Source organism: Arenibacter antarcticus (genome assembly GCF_041320605.1).
Lineage (GTDB): Bacteria > Bacteroidota > Bacteroidia > Flavobacteriales > Flavobacteriaceae > Arenibacter > Arenibacter antarcticus.
In genome coordinates this window covers 1856967-1872898 of sequence record NZ_CP166679.1, presented here as the reverse complement: position 1 = coordinate 1872898, position 15932 = coordinate 1856967, and the positions used below count along the sequence as shown (strand labels likewise).

General features: G+C 38.8%; 13 protein-coding genes. 5 read left to right on the top strand and 8 right to left on the bottom strand.

Annotation, left to right across the window (positions count from 1 at the left end; genetic code table 11):
• Positions 1 to 20: 20 nt before the first annotated feature.
• Together KCTC52924_RS07690 and KCTC52924_RS07685 are read right to left on the bottom strand one after the other, a co-directional pair.
• Positions 21 to 1565 carry a glycine--tRNA ligase gene (locus KCTC52924_RS07690; protein WP_251806141.1) on the bottom strand — a complete coding sequence of 515 codons (1545 nt, stop codon included), beginning with the start codon at positions 1563 to 1565 and terminating at the stop codon, positions 21 to 23.
• A 37-nt stretch (positions 1566 to 1602) separates the two neighbouring features.
• Positions 1603 to 2499 carry a hypothetical protein gene (locus KCTC52924_RS07685; protein WP_251806140.1) on the bottom strand — a complete coding sequence of 299 codons (897 nt, stop codon included), beginning with the start codon at positions 2497 to 2499 and terminating at the stop codon, positions 1603 to 1605.
• Positions 2500 to 2541: 42 nt separating this feature from the next.
• On the opposite strand from KCTC52924_RS07685, the gene KCTC52924_RS07680 reads away from it, so the two are divergent.
• Entirely contained in the window at positions 2542 to 3243 is a 702-nt protein-coding gene (locus KCTC52924_RS07680; protein WP_251806139.1) for a ComF family protein, read from the top strand.
• A gap of 52 nt (positions 3244 to 3295) precedes the next feature.
• Positions 3296 to 4909 carry an Ig-like domain-containing protein gene (locus tag KCTC52924_RS07675; RefSeq protein WP_251806138.1) on the top strand — a complete coding sequence of 538 codons (1614 nt, stop codon included), beginning with the start codon at positions 3296 to 3298 and terminating at the stop codon, positions 4907 to 4909.
• On the opposite strand, the gene KCTC52924_RS07670 is transcribed toward KCTC52924_RS07675, so the two are convergent.
• Both KCTC52924_RS07670 and KCTC52924_RS07665 read right to left on the bottom strand, forming a co-directional pair.
• Positions 4893 to 5669: an amidohydrolase gene (locus KCTC52924_RS07670; protein ID WP_251806137.1), complete on the bottom strand. Its 777-nt coding sequence runs from the start codon at positions 5667 to 5669 to the stop codon at positions 4893 to 4895. The two genes, KCTC52924_RS07675 and KCTC52924_RS07670, sit on opposite strands and share 17 nt — an antisense overlap.
• A gap of 81 nt (positions 5670 to 5750) precedes the next feature.
• Positions 5751 to 6221, bottom strand: coding sequence for an ankyrin repeat domain-containing protein (locus tag KCTC52924_RS07665; protein WP_251806136.1), 471 nt, complete (start codon positions 6219 to 6221; stop codon positions 5751 to 5753).
• Between the two features lie 478 nt (positions 6222 to 6699).
• On the opposite strand from KCTC52924_RS07665, the gene KCTC52924_RS07660 reads away from it, so the two are divergent.
• Both KCTC52924_RS07660 and KCTC52924_RS07655 read left to right on the top strand, forming a co-directional pair.
• Entirely contained in the window at positions 6700 to 8907 is a 2208-nt protein-coding gene (locus tag KCTC52924_RS07660; RefSeq protein WP_251806135.1) for a PAS domain S-box protein, read from the top strand.
• 15 nt (positions 8908 to 8922) lie between these two features.
• The gene (locus KCTC52924_RS07655) at positions 8923 to 9318 is read left to right on the top strand and encodes a response regulator (protein ID WP_251806134.1); all 396 of its coding nucleotides are present in this window, start codon (positions 8923 to 8925) and stop codon (positions 9316 to 9318) included.
• Positions 9319 to 9334: 16 nt separating this feature from the next.
• Here KCTC52924_RS07655 and KCTC52924_RS07650 read toward each other — a convergent pair whose 3' ends face one another.
• Both KCTC52924_RS07650 and KCTC52924_RS07645 read right to left on the bottom strand, forming a co-directional pair.
• A complete protein-coding gene (locus KCTC52924_RS07650) occupies positions 9335 to 10714 on the bottom strand; it encodes a DUF5689 domain-containing protein (RefSeq protein WP_251806133.1) in 1380 nt (459 codons plus the stop codon).
• Between the two features lie 77 nt (positions 10715 to 10791).
• Positions 10792 to 13503, bottom strand: coding sequence for a TonB-dependent receptor (locus tag KCTC52924_RS07645; RefSeq protein WP_251806132.1), 2712 nt, complete (start codon positions 13501 to 13503; stop codon positions 10792 to 10794).
• Between the two features lie 151 nt (positions 13504 to 13654).
• Between KCTC52924_RS07645 and KCTC52924_RS07640 the strand changes: the two genes are divergently transcribed.
• Positions 13655 to 14698 carry an endonuclease/exonuclease/phosphatase family protein gene (locus tag KCTC52924_RS07640; RefSeq protein WP_251806131.1) on the top strand — a complete coding sequence of 348 codons (1044 nt, stop codon included), beginning with the start codon at positions 13655 to 13657 and terminating at the stop codon, positions 14696 to 14698.
• A gap of 3 nt (positions 14699 to 14701) precedes the next feature.
• Here the strand turns inward: KCTC52924_RS07640 and KCTC52924_RS07635 are convergent, their stop codons facing one another.
• Together KCTC52924_RS07635 and KCTC52924_RS07630 are read right to left on the bottom strand one after the other, a co-directional pair.
• A complete protein-coding gene (locus KCTC52924_RS07635; RefSeq protein ID WP_251806130.1) occupies positions 14702 to 15295 on the bottom strand; it encodes a DUF1080 domain-containing protein in 594 nt (197 codons plus the stop codon).
• Between the two features lie 105 nt (positions 15296 to 15400).
• On the bottom strand, positions 15401 to 15841 hold the full coding sequence (locus KCTC52924_RS07630) for a hypothetical protein (RefSeq protein WP_251806129.1): 441 nt from the start codon (positions 15839 to 15841) through the stop codon (positions 15401 to 15403).
• Positions 15842 to 15932 lie beyond the last annotated feature (91 nt).

Here is a 15932-nt window from a genome sequence, read left to right as displayed (position 1 = left end):
CGTTGGATGCAAATTTTATGCTATTCCATCCTTTGTAGCCAACTTTTCATATCCACTTCTTTATGGATAATCGCTTTTACATCCTCTATAGCCACACGTTGTTGCTCCATGGTATCTCTATGGCGTATGGTTACGGTCCTATCTTCTAAAGTCTGATGGTCTACCGTAATACAGAAAGGAGTTCCATTGGCATCCTGACGTCTATAACGGCGGCCCACGGCATCCTTCTCATCATAAACTACATTAAAGTCCCATTTAAGATCCTCTAAAATTTCATGTGCTAATTCTGGAAGTCCGTCCTTTTTTACCAATGGCAAGATTGCAGCCTTATTTGGAGCCAAAACTGCCGGTAATTTGAGAACGGTCCTAGAAGAACCATTTTCCAACTCTTCCTCCATCAAGGAATTGGAGAATACAGCCAAAAACATTCGGTCCAATCCAATTGAAGTTTCCACTACATAGGGTACATAACTCTCGTTAAGTTCTGGATCAAAGTACTGTAATTTTTTACCTGAGAATTTTTCATGGCTTGCCAAGTCAAAATCGGTTCGAGAGTGTATCCCTTCCAGTTCCTTAAATCCGAATGGGAATCTAAATTCTATATCGGCAGCAGCATCGGCATAATGCGCCAATTTCTCATGATCGTGAAATCTATAATTGTCTTGGCCAAGTCCTAAGGACAAATGCCATTTCATTCTTTTCTCTTTCCAAGTCTCGTACCATTCCTTTTGAGATCCAGGACGAATAAAAAATTGCATCTCCATCTGCTCAAATTCTCTTTGACGGAAAATAAACTGTCTGGCCACAATCTCATTTCTAAAGGCCTTTCCTATTTGGGCAATTCCAAAAGGAATTTTCATGCGACCGGTTTTCTGTACATTTAAAAAGTTAACAAAAATCCCCTGTGCGGTTTCGGGCCTTAGGTAAAGGTCCATAGAACTATCGGCTGAAGCGCCAATTTTGGTCCCGAACATGAGGTTGAATTGCTTTACATCGGTCCAGTTTTTAGATCCAGAAAGTGGACAAACTATCTCCAATTCTTCAATTAGCAATTTCACATCTGCCAAATCTTCCTTTTCCAAGGAAGACCCAAGCCTTTTTAATATAGTAGTAATCTGTTCTTGGTAGCCTAACACCCTTGGGTTGGTTGCCAAAAATTCTGCCTTATCAAAAGCATCACCAAAGCGCTTTTCTGCCTTGGCCACTTCTTTTTCAATTTTGGCCTCAATTTTAGCAGTATAATCCTCTACCAGAACATCGGCACGATATCTCTTTTTGGAATCTTTATTATCTATTAGGGGGTCGTTAAAGGCATCTACGTGTCCCGAAGCTTTCCATACCGTTGGATGCATAAAAATTGCGGAATCTATACCCACAATATTATCGTTCATTTGAACCATGGCCTTCCACCAATATTCCCTAATATTCTTTTTTAACTCTGCTCCGTTCTGGGCATAGTCGTAGACTGCACTAAGTCCATCGTAGATTTCACTGGATTGGAATACATACCCGTATTCCTTAGCGTGTGAAATAACTTTTCTAAAAATGTCTTCTTGTTTTGCCATGCGGCAAAAATAGGATATTACCTCATAATTAGGTAATTTATTTCAATTGAAATTCCGAAGAAGCCAGTAATTTTTCGTCCTCAAAAACATTTAACGTATAGGATCCTTCTGACAAAGAACCTTCGGGAACAGAAATAGCGTCACAAACATTGAATTCCTCTCCCTTAAAAACGAGCTGCACGCGTTTACTGTAAATATTTCCGTTCACTGAAATTGTATTGGCATTATCCTCAACAATAGACATATCGGGTCCTAAAAACTGAAAGTAAATTACCCGGTCCTCGCTTTTTGTATTGGGATTCCCTACAATGGTAACACATCCTCTAAGTTTGGAAATGGTATTGGCTTTATTGGTCTTGATATGCTTGCCGCTTCGCAAGCGAAATCCACTTCCCTCAGAGTTGTCTAGTTTAAGATAGTTTTTAGTCTTTAATTCCTGACTAAGCTCCCTATTTCTTTTCCTCAAAAGTGCTTCCACCTCAGCTAAAGAATTGCTTTTCCCTCTTAATTCTTCGATCAGCTGTTTTGTCTCTTCATACTTATTTCCTAAGAGCATATTGTTATACTTAAGAAAATTATTTTTCAATTTAAGACTGTCGTTTTTAGCTTCTAGGTTTCGTAGTTCTGACCTATACTCTTTAAGCTTTTCTATTGAAAAATTTAACCTCCCTACAGAATCTAACAGTTGCTGCACACGGTATTTAGAATCCTGCAACTCTATCTCATTTACCTCATTAAGTGCAGAAAATCGATCTACATCTGTTTTCACTAAGGTAAGATCCCGTAACAACAACGTTTTTTCCTGTTGCATAAAACCAATCTCATTTTGCGATTGGGCGTAGCTGTAATAAAAAGCAATAAGAATCCCTATAACAACGGCAACCAAAGCGGCTATAATTATTTTATAGTTAAATTGATTATCTTGACTATCCATCTAGAGATATTCGTTTTAAGTAGGTTAATACAAATTGGGCGCATGTTCTACAAGCTATCAAATATAATAAATGATATTAATACCGTCTTGGTACCTAAGCTATGTTTTGGATGTAATGCATTATTATACAGAGGAGAAGAACATGTTTGCACCGTTTGTCGGAATCAATTACCACTTACCCGATACACCTTTAACGAAATAAACCCAGTAGACCGTATATTTTATGGGAGAATCAATATTTTCAAAGCCAGCTCATTCCTATTTTTTACGGATAAGGGGATAGTTAAAAACTTGGTTCATTATCTAAAATATAAAAATCAAGAGCAAATTGGGGACTTCTTGGGCCAATGGTATGGTCAAATCATAAAGGATAACAATTACTTAAAAGATATAGATTATGTAATTCCGGTTCCCTTACACCCAAAAAAGCGCAGAAAAAGGGGATATAACCAAGTATCCTTATTCGCTAAAACAATTGCCCAACACCTAAATGCACATTATCTGGAAGACCTATTAATAAAAACGGCCAATACTAAGACACAGACCAAAAAAACACGGTTACTTCGTTGGCAGAACAAGCAGGCACTGTATATTTTGACAGATATCGATTTTTTAAAAGATAAAAATGTATTGTTATTGGATGATGTTATTACCACTGGCGCCACTATGGAAGCTTGTGCCACTGCGCTAGCCAAAGCTCCGGGCATAAAATTATATATTGCCTCCATGGCCATTGTGCCTTAATTTTACATTTCTACAAATTAGTTGTTTCTTTGTATCACTTTTTACAAATTATATGATTCAACGCATATTAGGGTTTTTATTTTTGGTCTTAGTGGTATCTGCATTCCTGCAATGTGCACGACGGGGCGCACCAAGCGGGGGTGATAAGGACATTATTCCACCGAAAATGGTAAAGGCAGAGCCAGATAATATGACCATTAATTTTAAAGGAAATAAAATACGCCTTTATTTTGATGAATATATTAAGCTTAAAGACCTTGAAAAACAGCTGATTGTCTCCCCTCCCCTAAAATACACCCCTTTAATAACCCCACAGGGCTCACCCAGAAAATATGTGGAAATCATTATAAAGGATACTTTAAAGAAAAATACTACTTATACCTTTAATTTTGGTCAAAGTATTGTGGACAACAATGAAGGAAACCCCAGTAGTTATTTAACCTATGTATTTTCGACAGGGGATTATATAGACTCGTTAACCGTATCGGGTGTTGTGCTGGATGGCTTTAATAAAAAAGCCGACAACTTTATTAGTATTATGCTTTACGAATTGGATAGCACCTATACAGATTCTACTATTTATTCCCAGCCCCCAAATTATATTACAAATACTTTGGATAGCGCCAATATATTTCATCTAAAAAATCTAAAGGAAGGGAAGTATGCTATGTTCGCTCTAAAGGACGAAGCCAAAAACAACATATTTAACCAAAAAACGGATAAAATTGGTTTTATAAAGGACACTATTTCCTTACCAACAGATTCTATTTACGTCCTTACCATGTTCAAGGAAATTCCCGATTATAGCATATCTGTTCCCAATTTTGCAGCCAAGAACAAAATTATTTTTGGCTATCAAGGAATAGGGGAGCATATTACTATTGAATCCCTAACTATACTACCAGATAGCGTTAAGACAAAGGTGACCAAGGAACGCAATAAGGATACCCTTAATTATTGGATCACTCCATTTACTGCTGATTCACTTTTATTTACCGTACACAATGATAAGGAAAAAATTAGGGATACTTTTTCGGTAAAAACAAGAAAGCTTGCCGCAGATACTTTGGTTTTACAACCCAATCAGCGAGGCTCCTTGGAATTTGGAAAACCATTTTATATTGGGGCCAATACCCCCCTTGCTTTGCTGGACAGTTCCAAAATCTCCTTATGGCGAAAAGATTCCACCTATGTAAAACATACCATTGCATTTGACACGCTAAGCAATAAGATCGATTTCGATTTTGAAGTGGAACCTAATGAAAGCTATATCTTGGACTTACTTCCTGGATCGATAACCGATTTCTTTGGAACGGAAAACGATACCATATCTTATACCCTATCTACTAAAAGCTATGCCGATTTTGGCAATCTAAGCCTTACTTTAGAGGGAGAGGTAACCTACCCCTTAATTGTACAATTAACGGATGAAAAAGGGGCAGTTAAAGTGGAGCAATACGCAGCGGAACCAAGAATATTTGATTTCAGCAATATTACGCCGTCAAAATATCTTATCCGGGTAATTCACGATAGCAATGGAAATCAAAAATGGGATACCGGAAATTACCTTAAGCGCTTACAACCAGAGAAGGTAAGTTATTACCCATCGGTATTAGAAATACGTGCCAATTGGGAGTTAGATCAAACCTTTACACTTGTAAACTAAATTGATCCCTATCCTCTAAAAATCTTAATTTTTCCCTTTGGGTTTCTATATGCTCCTTGTCCAAAGTAGCATATAGCACTGTAGCTACTTTGGAACAAACTAGGGTATTGCCCAAAACGTCATATACAGCAGAATGACCCACGTATTCATGACCGTAATTATCAGTCCCTACTCTATTGACACCTATAACATAGGCCATATTTTCTATGGCCCTTGCCTTTAAAAGTGCATCCCAGGCGGCTATCCTTTTTTCTGGCCAATTGGCCACATAGATTAGTACATCATAGCCCTCCGTATTCCTTGCCCAAACAGGGAAACGTAGATCATAACAAATTAGCGGGAAAATCCGAAAGCCTCTAAAATTAATCAGCAATCTATTTTCACCCGCGGTATAAACTTTATCTTCTCCGGCAAGAGTAAACGTATGCCGCTTATTGTAACTCGCAATTTTATTGTCGGGTTCCACAAACCAGAGTCGGTTATAGTAATGCTCCCCTTCTGCAAAGACAATACTCCCCACCAAGGCAGCATTTTTAAGGGTAGCCATAGCTTGCATCCATTCAACCGTTTTTTCACCTTCTTCCCTAGCAATGTTAGCGGGGGTCATGGTAAATCCCGTAGTAAACATCTCTGGAAGCACAATTAGGTCTATACTAGAAGAAAGGGAAAGGATTATCCTTTCCAAATTTTCCCTATTAGCCACTGGGTCCTCCCAAACCAAGGGGCATTGTACCAGAGCTATATGCAATTCAGTAGACATTGATTATAAGTTATTAATAGCGATCGTTCTTAGTAAAAAATAGTAGGTACTATTGAGGTGAACTCAGAAATCTCCGGATCACTAAACACCTTCAAGCAAAGCAATTAATCTGGTAATGCCCTGCATTTTGGCATGGTCCAAAGCCGATTTCCCCCTTACATCTGTAATGCTTGTATCAGCACCATGTTCCAATAGTATTTTAACAATATCAACCCTACTGAAGGTAGCAGCATAAATAAGGCAGGTAGCCCCCATGGTATTGCGTTCGTTTATACTTGCCCCTTTTTCTATCAGCTTTTGAGCAATATCGGAATACCCCTTAAAACACACTCCCATTAAGGCAGTGTTTCCCGTTGCGTCCTTGGCATCTAGTTTAGCTCCGCTGTTTAATAAAAAATCCACAATTTCGGTTTCATCGAAATAGGTGGCCACAATAAGGGGCGTGGCCCCTCTACCATCCTTACTATCCAAAAGCAAAGGATTCTTTTTGAGCATTGCCATTACCTCCGCCAAATTTCCGTTTCTTATTTCTTCAAAAAAAATTTCGTTCATAGCTCGTTAACAATAGTTACATGTATTAAAAACCGTCATTCCCAAAATAATGGCGACGGTTTCAGCTTATATTTTCATCGTATCCTATACTTGGTAAATTCTCTGATTCCAAGTATTAGCCACTCCCTTTGCTTAATCAGAATCGACTTTATCGAAATATATCTTTTGCCGTTAGATATTAAAACAGGTTCAAGTTTAGCTGCAGGCTTCAAATTTTATTCATTTAAAATTGGAGCACCTGCCGAAGTCGTTAATCTCGTTCTAATTTCACCCGTTTTTAGGTGTTTTTTATTTAATGCAATTAGGTTGATACTATCCTTCCTCAATTTACAAAATAAAACCGCTATCCTCCAGCCAAATGCTATTAATACGTTTTAAAACTATAATCGGTACAATTTTTATGAATTTTGGCTCAAAAACAATAAAAATCACCTTTTTTATTTTTAAATTATGAACCAACTTTACTAACATTTGATTTTTGGATACACTCCCTACCGGATTTTCATTTAAAGATACTCCAGTTGCTCTAGCAGTATTGGATGCGAATTTACGCTTTACCAATTTTTCAAATTTGTGGTTTGAAGAACTAACAATTAAAAAAGAGGATATCTCTGGAAAATTCTTTTTTGATATAGTCCCCAATTGCCCAAAATCATTCCTTGAAATATTAGAAAGTTGTCTCTACAAACCTGGAATTTCCACAATAGAACAGCAACACATTGATGGTGAGGGGAGAAGCCAATGGTACCAATGGCGTATACATCATTGCCTCGATAAGGATGAAAAACCAACAGGTCTGATAGTAACTACCAGCAACATTACAAAATTTAAGCATACCAAAGAGATTTTAATAGCAGCCGAAAACATTACGAGAATTGGAGGCTGGGAACTGGATTTAATTTCAGGATCTATCTACTGGTCCAGAATTACTAAGGAAATTCACGAAGTTCCCAAAGATTATATTCCGTCTTTGGAAACCGGTATTAATTTCTACAAAGAAGGGGAGCATCGCGATAAAATAACATCTCTAATAAACATTGCTATTAGCAAAGGGCAGCCTTGGGACACCGAGTTGCTTATTGTCACAGAAAAAGGGAGAGAAGTTTGGGTAAGGGCCAAAGGATCACCAGTTTTTATTAACGGTAAATGCGTAAGGCTTTATGGTGTATTTCAGGATATAGACGACACTAAAAGATTAACTTTAAAAAACGATAAAAACGCAGAAAAATTGCGGCTTGCGACCACAGCTGCAGATGTTGGTATTTGGGAATTCAATCTTCAAGATAACTCCGTGGATTGGGATCGGCAGATGTTTTCCCTTTACGGAATAAAGAAAGGCGATTTTTCTGGCAACTATGACGCTTGGGAAACTTACATCCACCCCAATGATCGCAATAGACTTCAACATGAGTTTAAATTAGCGCTTGAGGGGTCACAGCCACTTAGGACACAATTTAGGGTAATTCACCCACAAGGTGAGATAAGACATATTAAGGCCAATGCCGCACTCCATAAAGATGGAACTGGGAAAATGCTAAAATTGGTGGGTACCAATTGGGATATTACCGAATTTGTAAACAACCAATTGAAGCTAAACATTAACCAAGAATCTTTTAGAGGCTCTTTTGAATCTTCCGCCGTTGGAATGTCCTTGGTGGCCACCAATGGCAGCTGGATAAATGTAAACCAAAGCCTGTGCAAAAGCCTTGGCTACAGTCGGGATGAACTATTACAACTCAGTTTTCAAGATATTACCCATCCCGAGGATTTACATGAGGACCTAGCGTATATGGAGGAAGTGTTAGCGGGGAAAAGAGACAGTTACCAGTTAGAAAAGAGGTATATGCATAAAAATGGTAAAACTGTTCATGTAATTTTAACAGTTACCGCAGTAAAAGCCATTTCGGGAGAGATTTCCCATTTCATTTCACAAATATTGGATATTACAGACAGAATTGAAGCCGATAAAAAATCGGTCGAATTACAGAAAATCACCAAAAGTCAAAACGATAGCCTAACTAATTTTGCCCATATAGTATCGCACAACCTACGGTCGCACTCCACTAATTTAGCCATGCTTACACAGTACCTAACAGAGGAGGAAGATGAGGAAGAAAGGAAGAGTATTGAAAAAATGCTCATAGGTGCCAGTGAAAGTTTAAATGAAACGATACATCATTTAAATGAAGTCGTCCTTATAACCACTGGGGCAAAGGGAGGTCTACACAAGATCAACCTACTTAAAACCATAACAAGTGTAAGGAAAAATATAAATGTCCTGCTAAAAGAGAAAAATGTTCTCTGTGAAATTTGTATGAACAAGGATATTGAAGTGTTGGCTATTCCCGCATATCTGGACAGTGTATTATTAAATCTTTTCACCAACAGTATAAAGTATAGCAGTCCGGACCGCCAGCCAAAGATCAACATAACTTCATTGAGTAATGAGGACAGTATTATTATGGAATTCACGGACAACGGATTGGGAATTGATTTAAAAAGACATGGGGAAAAGATCTTTGGCATGTATAAAACGTTCCACAGACACAAAGATTCCAAGGGCATTGGCCTGTTCATTACCAAAAATCAAATAGAAGCCATGAATGGGACAATATCAGTAGAAAGTAAGGTAGACGTGGGTACTACCTTTAAAATAGTACTACTGTCCGCATCCGATAAAAACTAATCTTGATATAACACTATGAGTAAGATTGAATTCAGTTGCATTATAGATGACGACCCTATTTCTGTATATGGCATCAAGAGGTCTATGAAAATGATAGATTTCTCCAAAACCATTGTAGTTTATAAGAACGGGCAGGAAGCCATTGAAGGGGTCAATGCTATGGTTACTGCTGGGGAGAGGATTCCTTCGATTATGTTTCTAGATCTAAACATGCCCATCATGGATGGATGGGAGTTTCTGGACCATTTTATAAAAATCCCCAATTCCAAGACAGACTATGTCGCTATTTATATTATTAGCTCTTCCATAAATTCTGAGGATATGATAAGGGCCAAAAGTTATAAGATTGTCAATAATTATATCGTAAAACCCGTAGGATCCCAAGATTTAGTAAAGCTATTGACCGATTAAGAAATAAACTGATTCTTTAACGGATACCAGGACTAAAATCTTCAGGAGCATTCTGGGCCAGATTCACAGTTCCACTTCCCCCGCTATCATTATAAAGTGTCCACTCACTAAAAGTATACACTGGGTTTGCCATGACAATATTTAGATTCCTCACAGCTTTTCCATCCTCAAACTCATGATTGGTAGCAGAACCGTCTTCCCCTACCACCCCAAAGCTATCGATCACCGTCCCAAAGGGGTCTACCAACTGAAAATTATCATCCCCATTAGAATCTGCAGGACTATTAGTCCCCACCTCCAAATCAGGAGAAAAGCCATAGGTAGCTTCAAACGAGGATGTATTAGGCGATATCACAAAGGTGCTCTCTGCCCCAATTGAATGATCGGATAGATCTATGGTAGAACTTATTTCGGTATTAGCATTGGTATATCTATGTAGTCGCCACCCCTTTAAACTTAATGATTGTATATCCGAGTTATACAGTTCTACAAACCTAGCCTCAGCATTATTATTTGGATCAGCCAACTCCGAAATAAAAAGTTTGGTCGAAGAAAATTCATCCACCAAATCCGCACATCGGTCCTTAGAAAATTCTATATCCCCCAAACTCCTTATTGCCAATTGATACTTGTTATTCTCCCGCAACAGTACGCCTCTAATGCTCCCATTTAATTCAGGTAGAATTTCAGCCTGGAAATCGGCATACCCACTATTTACCAAAACCAATTCTTGATCAAGGCAATTTATTAAATTTCTATTGGTCTCTTCCTTGACATTTGCAAAAGGGAGTCCCACCTCGTCTTCCCTAATTTCAACACCATCTAATTGCACAAGGGTATTGGTATAATGCTCTCCTAAATCACCGATCTCAATTAATGTTGGCATCATGGTTACCGCTTCCTCACAACTCACAAATATATGTCGGTCCACTACTGCAGCAGGTAGTCTTCCCACAGCGATATTTCCAAAGGAGGTAAACTGTCCCCCCAATTTAAAGACCCCTTTACTTTTGCCCATATATAGTCCCTTTAAGGCAATCAGGATTTTGCTACCTACTGGAAAAAATAAATGGGTATCGCGAACATCGAGTTCTAATTCAAATCCTTGGGTGGGATTGGTGGGTCTGTCCTGAAAGTAAAGTACGCCAAAAAAATTACCGCTCTGGTCCGAGGAGATGACATATCCCTCAATAATTAGGTCTTGCTCTATCTGAATAGTCTGATCTACATAAAGGCTCTTTACTTCGGCATAGCTTGCATTGGCACTTAAATTAACCGAACAGATCGCTTTGGGGGTAGTATAGTCCATATCTTTTACACATCCGCATAACATAAGCAGTCCAATACCAAAGCACCTCCTTACTATAAACTGTACCTTAGGTTTAAAAGCATTCATATTGAACATTTGTTTTATTGGACCTTAGATGGAAATTGACCTGAACATATTTTAGCCCCGTTTTATATAGCCTAGCACTAAAAACTTACCGCCAAATTTATAAAATAGGTGCGCCCATAACTGTACCAGTATTTTGGCGCAAATGAGGGACTTCCGCTTAAATTGTCTTGCTGCAATTGACCAAAATTTCCATTTCTACTTTGCTCATACCCACCGGTACGATACACGGCATCAAAAATATTATTGACACTCACAAAGGCACTGATATACTTGCCACCTTTCAACCAAGATTTACCACCAACCATATTCAACAAATACATATCATCCAATTCATGCTGTTGCAACAACTGCTGTACATTTTCTTCCGTTGCGTTAGGAAATGGATTCCCGGTTTCGGGATCTATATAAAAGCTAGCGGTTCTTGTTATGGTAGAGATTCCTGCGTAATTATTGCCTAAATAATTGGTAGTGGCACCGATCCACCAATATTTAGGATCTCTGTATTCCACCCCTAATGCATAAGCGAGTTGCGGTCCCTGAGATAGTTTCTGGCCCTTAATTTTTGACACCCCCAAGATACTAGTGCCTAGCGAGTTTATCATGTCTTCCTCGGCACCTGCAGTATCAAAATTTATGGTAACAAAGGGATCGCTCGCGTAACTATATTTGCCCACTGCCGCCACACCTGACAATTTTACGGAGGAAGACACCTGATATTCCAACCCCAATTCCGTTCCCATATGTAATTTATCCAAATCACTGACCACTTCCTGTACAAAATCGCTCCCGACCCCTGCATCCACAAAGAAAAAATTAATATCGGTGGTATTTTGAAAACGGGTATAAAATCCGGTAACCCTCCCAGTCAGTTTTGGCATCCTCAAATAATAGTTAATAGCTACAGTAGTGATCTTTTCACTCTGGAGGTCAGGAACCACCTCATTATTTTCTCTAGGATTTATAAAAACATTTTGATAGACTGGAGCCTTCATAATATAGGCTCCCTCTAAGGCCACCCTATGTCTCCCGTTAAATTTGTAAGTAAATCCACCCTTGGTGCCAAAATTGAAAAATTCAACTTTGCTTCCCTCTCCCAAAGAATTATCATAAAAACGCTGGTTTCTAAATAAGCCTTCTCGTTGATAGGAAGTGGTGGAATAGTTTGCTGCTACAAACCCCTCCCATCTGCTCTTTGTAACACTAAACTGGGAGAATAGGTCCCAAATATTTGACTTCATCTTATAGGCATAATTAAACTTATCCCCGTCCCCCTTTTTTAGGCTTCCTTCCACATCGTTTTCAGTATTGGAAAAAGGATCAATATCCTCGTGAAATACACTTCCCAGTAGGTCTTTGATCTGGGCGTAATTATCAGATTCTAAATTGCGATAGGTCCCTCCAAAATCCAACTTTATCCATGGACTTATTCGGTAATTACCTACACTGTTTACGCTTAATTGGGAATCTTCTGAAGTATCATCATACAGTAAATAGGCAGCTTTCCCCTCCATTGAAGCAGTTGAATTTGCCTGATAAAGTCGATTCCAGTTTAACTGCGGATTATCCAAAAACCCATCCTTCGCCATATTGGCACTAACAAAATTGGCTCCTATAGGGCTATTTATATAAAAACTCGGCAAATATCGATAGTAGGTCGGGTCTGGATTAGGAGCGTTATAATAGCCCATCCTACTTCTGGCATCTGTCCCAAATTGATAGGAAATCCCGGTAGTTACATCCAATTTATGAGAACTGTAAAAATGATTGAGCATTAGTATCGGCTCTGCGACCTTTCTTTCCCTTGCATTCCGTATTTCCCCGTTCTGCTTGCCCCAGTAAGGATTATAGGTTTTTCCCATTACATTAAAAACTTCCTCAGTTATCGCCGAAGATCTGCCCCTTCTATTGGGTGTCATTAAGGTAGTTAACAAAAAACTGTGTTTTGTATCTACGGCATATTCCACAGCTCCAAATAAGGAATAGGCATCATATAAGGTACCCTGTATATACCCTTCCTCTGCCCAACGTCTTGAAGCCGATATACTGTAACTAAGCCCATTTTGCCCTCTTCCGGAGGATAGGGTGGCCATTAATCGTCCAGCATACGTCCTATTGGATGCCGAGCTTGATATGCGAATACCCTTTCTAAAACCAGATGGTCTGGTATTTATATTGGTGACCCCTAATATGCCCCCAAAGGAATGGTCGGACAACTGAAGGCCATGTGTAAATTCTTGATTTCGGGTTACATCATTTAACCCGCCCCAGTTATTCCATTGTGGCCTACCATTTATCATTTTATTCATGGGGATACCATTTATAAGGACTAGACCATTTTCCGATCCATATCCCCTGACCCTAAAAAATGCCTGTCCAAAATCGAATGCAGCCCTGTTAAGAAAAACATCTTTACTGGCCTGTAACATCCCCGAAGTAATAGAACTCATTTCATCTTCCAACAAATCAGAATCTGTAAGGGTTATAAGGTTATCAGATTTCTCATAGGCGATATCCCTTTCCAAAAAAATAGTTCCAAGATTTACTGCTTGGTCGGTGACCATAAAAGGGATACGTTTGGAAATATAATCTGGCGCATGAATCGTTAAAATATACTCTTCCTTGGGGATTGCGGAAAAAGAAAATTCACCGCTAAAAGCATCTGGCGTGGCCACCTGCACCCCCAACAGCTCCAATTTCACACCCTTCACTATTTTATGATCATAATTATCCGAAATTATTCCTCTTACCTCAATTTTATCTTGTGTCGAAGCCTGAATACTGCCAAGCATAAAAAGCGATAAAACTAAGGGCCTAACCATATAATAGACTTCAACTTTATTGAAAAATAATATAATATATTAATAATTGACAGATAAATCGCCATCGTTACTAAGATTAATACTGTTTTTTTGTTAAATTACTAATTCTTTCACTAGAAACATGGGCTGTAAAATAGTTTTCCTGATATTCTTTTCACTGCTATTCCGGATGTATTCCCAGGAAAGCAAAAGCTATGAAATTCGCACTATTGCCTTTTATAATGTAGAAAATCTGTTTGATACCCAAAACGACTCCCTCACGTTTGATGACGATCGTACCCCCACGGGAAAAGACCAATGGACCGAAGAGCGCTATTGGGACAAACTGAACAATATCACCAAAGTATTATCCGAAATAGGAAGGGAAGTGACCAATAACGCGCCAGATATAATTGGGCTTTGCGAGATTGAGAATAGGGCGGTTTTGGTAGATGTAATAAATCATCCAAATTTACAGGGACTAGAATACGATATAGTACATTTTGATTCCCCAGACGAACGGGGTATAGACGTGGCACTCTTATATAGAAAAGCGGTGTTCCTCCCCACTTCTTTTAGCAGTCATAGGCTACTGCTCACCAAACAGGACGACTTTAGGGATTACACCAGGGACCAATTGGTAGTAGGGGGACTTCTGGACGGCGAAGAGCTGTATTTTATTGTAAACCATTGGCCTTCCAGGAGCGGAGGAGAGGCTAGGAGCAGACCCAACCGTATAGCCGCAGCCAAATTGAATAAAAGAATTATAGATTCCATTACCCGACAAGTACCTGGAGCAAAAATAATTAGTATGGGAGATCTTAACGATGACCCAATAGACCACAGTTTAAAAAAGATATTAAAAACTAAAAGCAAAGAAGAGATTATGGAACCTACTGACCTTTATAACCCCATGGAGAATCTCCATAAAAAGGGTATAGGCTCCTTGGCCTATAGGGATCGGTGGAATCTATTTGATCAACTATATTTTACCGCCAACCTGTATTTAGATCCTTCCTCGGGATATAAATTCTGGAAGGCGGGTATTTTTAATCCACCTTATCTAATAGATAAAAAAGGAAAGTATAAGGGATATCCCTTGCGCACTTATGCCAATGGCAATTATATTGGTGGCTATAGCGACCATTTCCCGGTATATATCTTCTTAATAAAGCCCCTACACTAAACTTTATTGTGGTAGGGAGAGCTTAATGTTCCTCCATTTCACTTTAATACCTCCACCATCGTGTATCTGAAGGGCAATGGAACCATTTGCTTCACCAATTTTGTCATCTTTAATCCTTACCATTTCAGTACCATTTAACCAAGAGATTAGGGTACCTCCAGAAAGCCTAATCTTCATGGTATTCCATTCGCCTTCCTTAAGAACTTTATCTTTGGATGGATCTGGTTTTATTAACCACCCTCTTCCATAGGATTCGTATACACCCCCAGTATCATGACCTGGAGGGGCAACTTCTACCTGCCATCCACTTACTTTGGTCCCGTCTATAGTAGAGCGAATAAAAACGCCACTGTTGCCGTCCGCCTCTTGTTTAAATTCTAGGCTAAGTTCAAAATCCTTATAGTGCTCATCCGTTGCCAAATATCCGTATTGTTTATCAGGACCACTTTCACAAACTAATAAGCCGTCTTCCACATACCATTTTTCGGTACCATAGATAGTCCAACCGCTAAGGTCTTTCCCATTAAATAGGGATATTTCTTGTGCCATCATCGATATGGCCATGAACGAAAATAGAATAGATAGTAGATTTTTCATATTGAAAATAAATGTGGTTAAATTAAATGTAGATTAAATCGCCATAGAGACACCCTACACCTCAACTTATCAGGAAATAGGGAGGCTCTAAGACTGTAATAAATATTAGTTAAGCCATTGAGCCCAAGGAATCCTACTTAATATAAGCAATAATCCCAATCCGTAAAAAATGGTAATGGTCTTAAATTTACGTTTGGCCTCCAATATTTTCTTGTGCTTGGACCAGCCAATGGTAATGAATACCAACGCTATGATATTGATAAAAGGATGTTCTACCGCCAATAGGCGTGCTGCAGAATTTAATCCTCCCATTCCTAATTCCTGAATGGCATTCAATCCTTTAGGAGAAACAAAAAATAGCACTAGTCCCACCAAGAGTTGTAAATGTGCCAAGATCATGGCAAACAGGCTAATTCTAAAATCCTTGGTCAAGGTAAAGTTCTTTTTTCCTGTCCACCCTAAAATAGCATTGGCGACCGCCAAAAATAGTACGGCCAAAGCCACATAGGCCAAATAAGAATGAGTGTGTAATAATGCTTCGTACATGGTTATCAAATTTTAGCCCTAAATGTAATGAATTTTAAGTATAAAAAAACCCCGCCGATGGCAGGGTTTTAATTTTTGTTTAGAGGCGAAT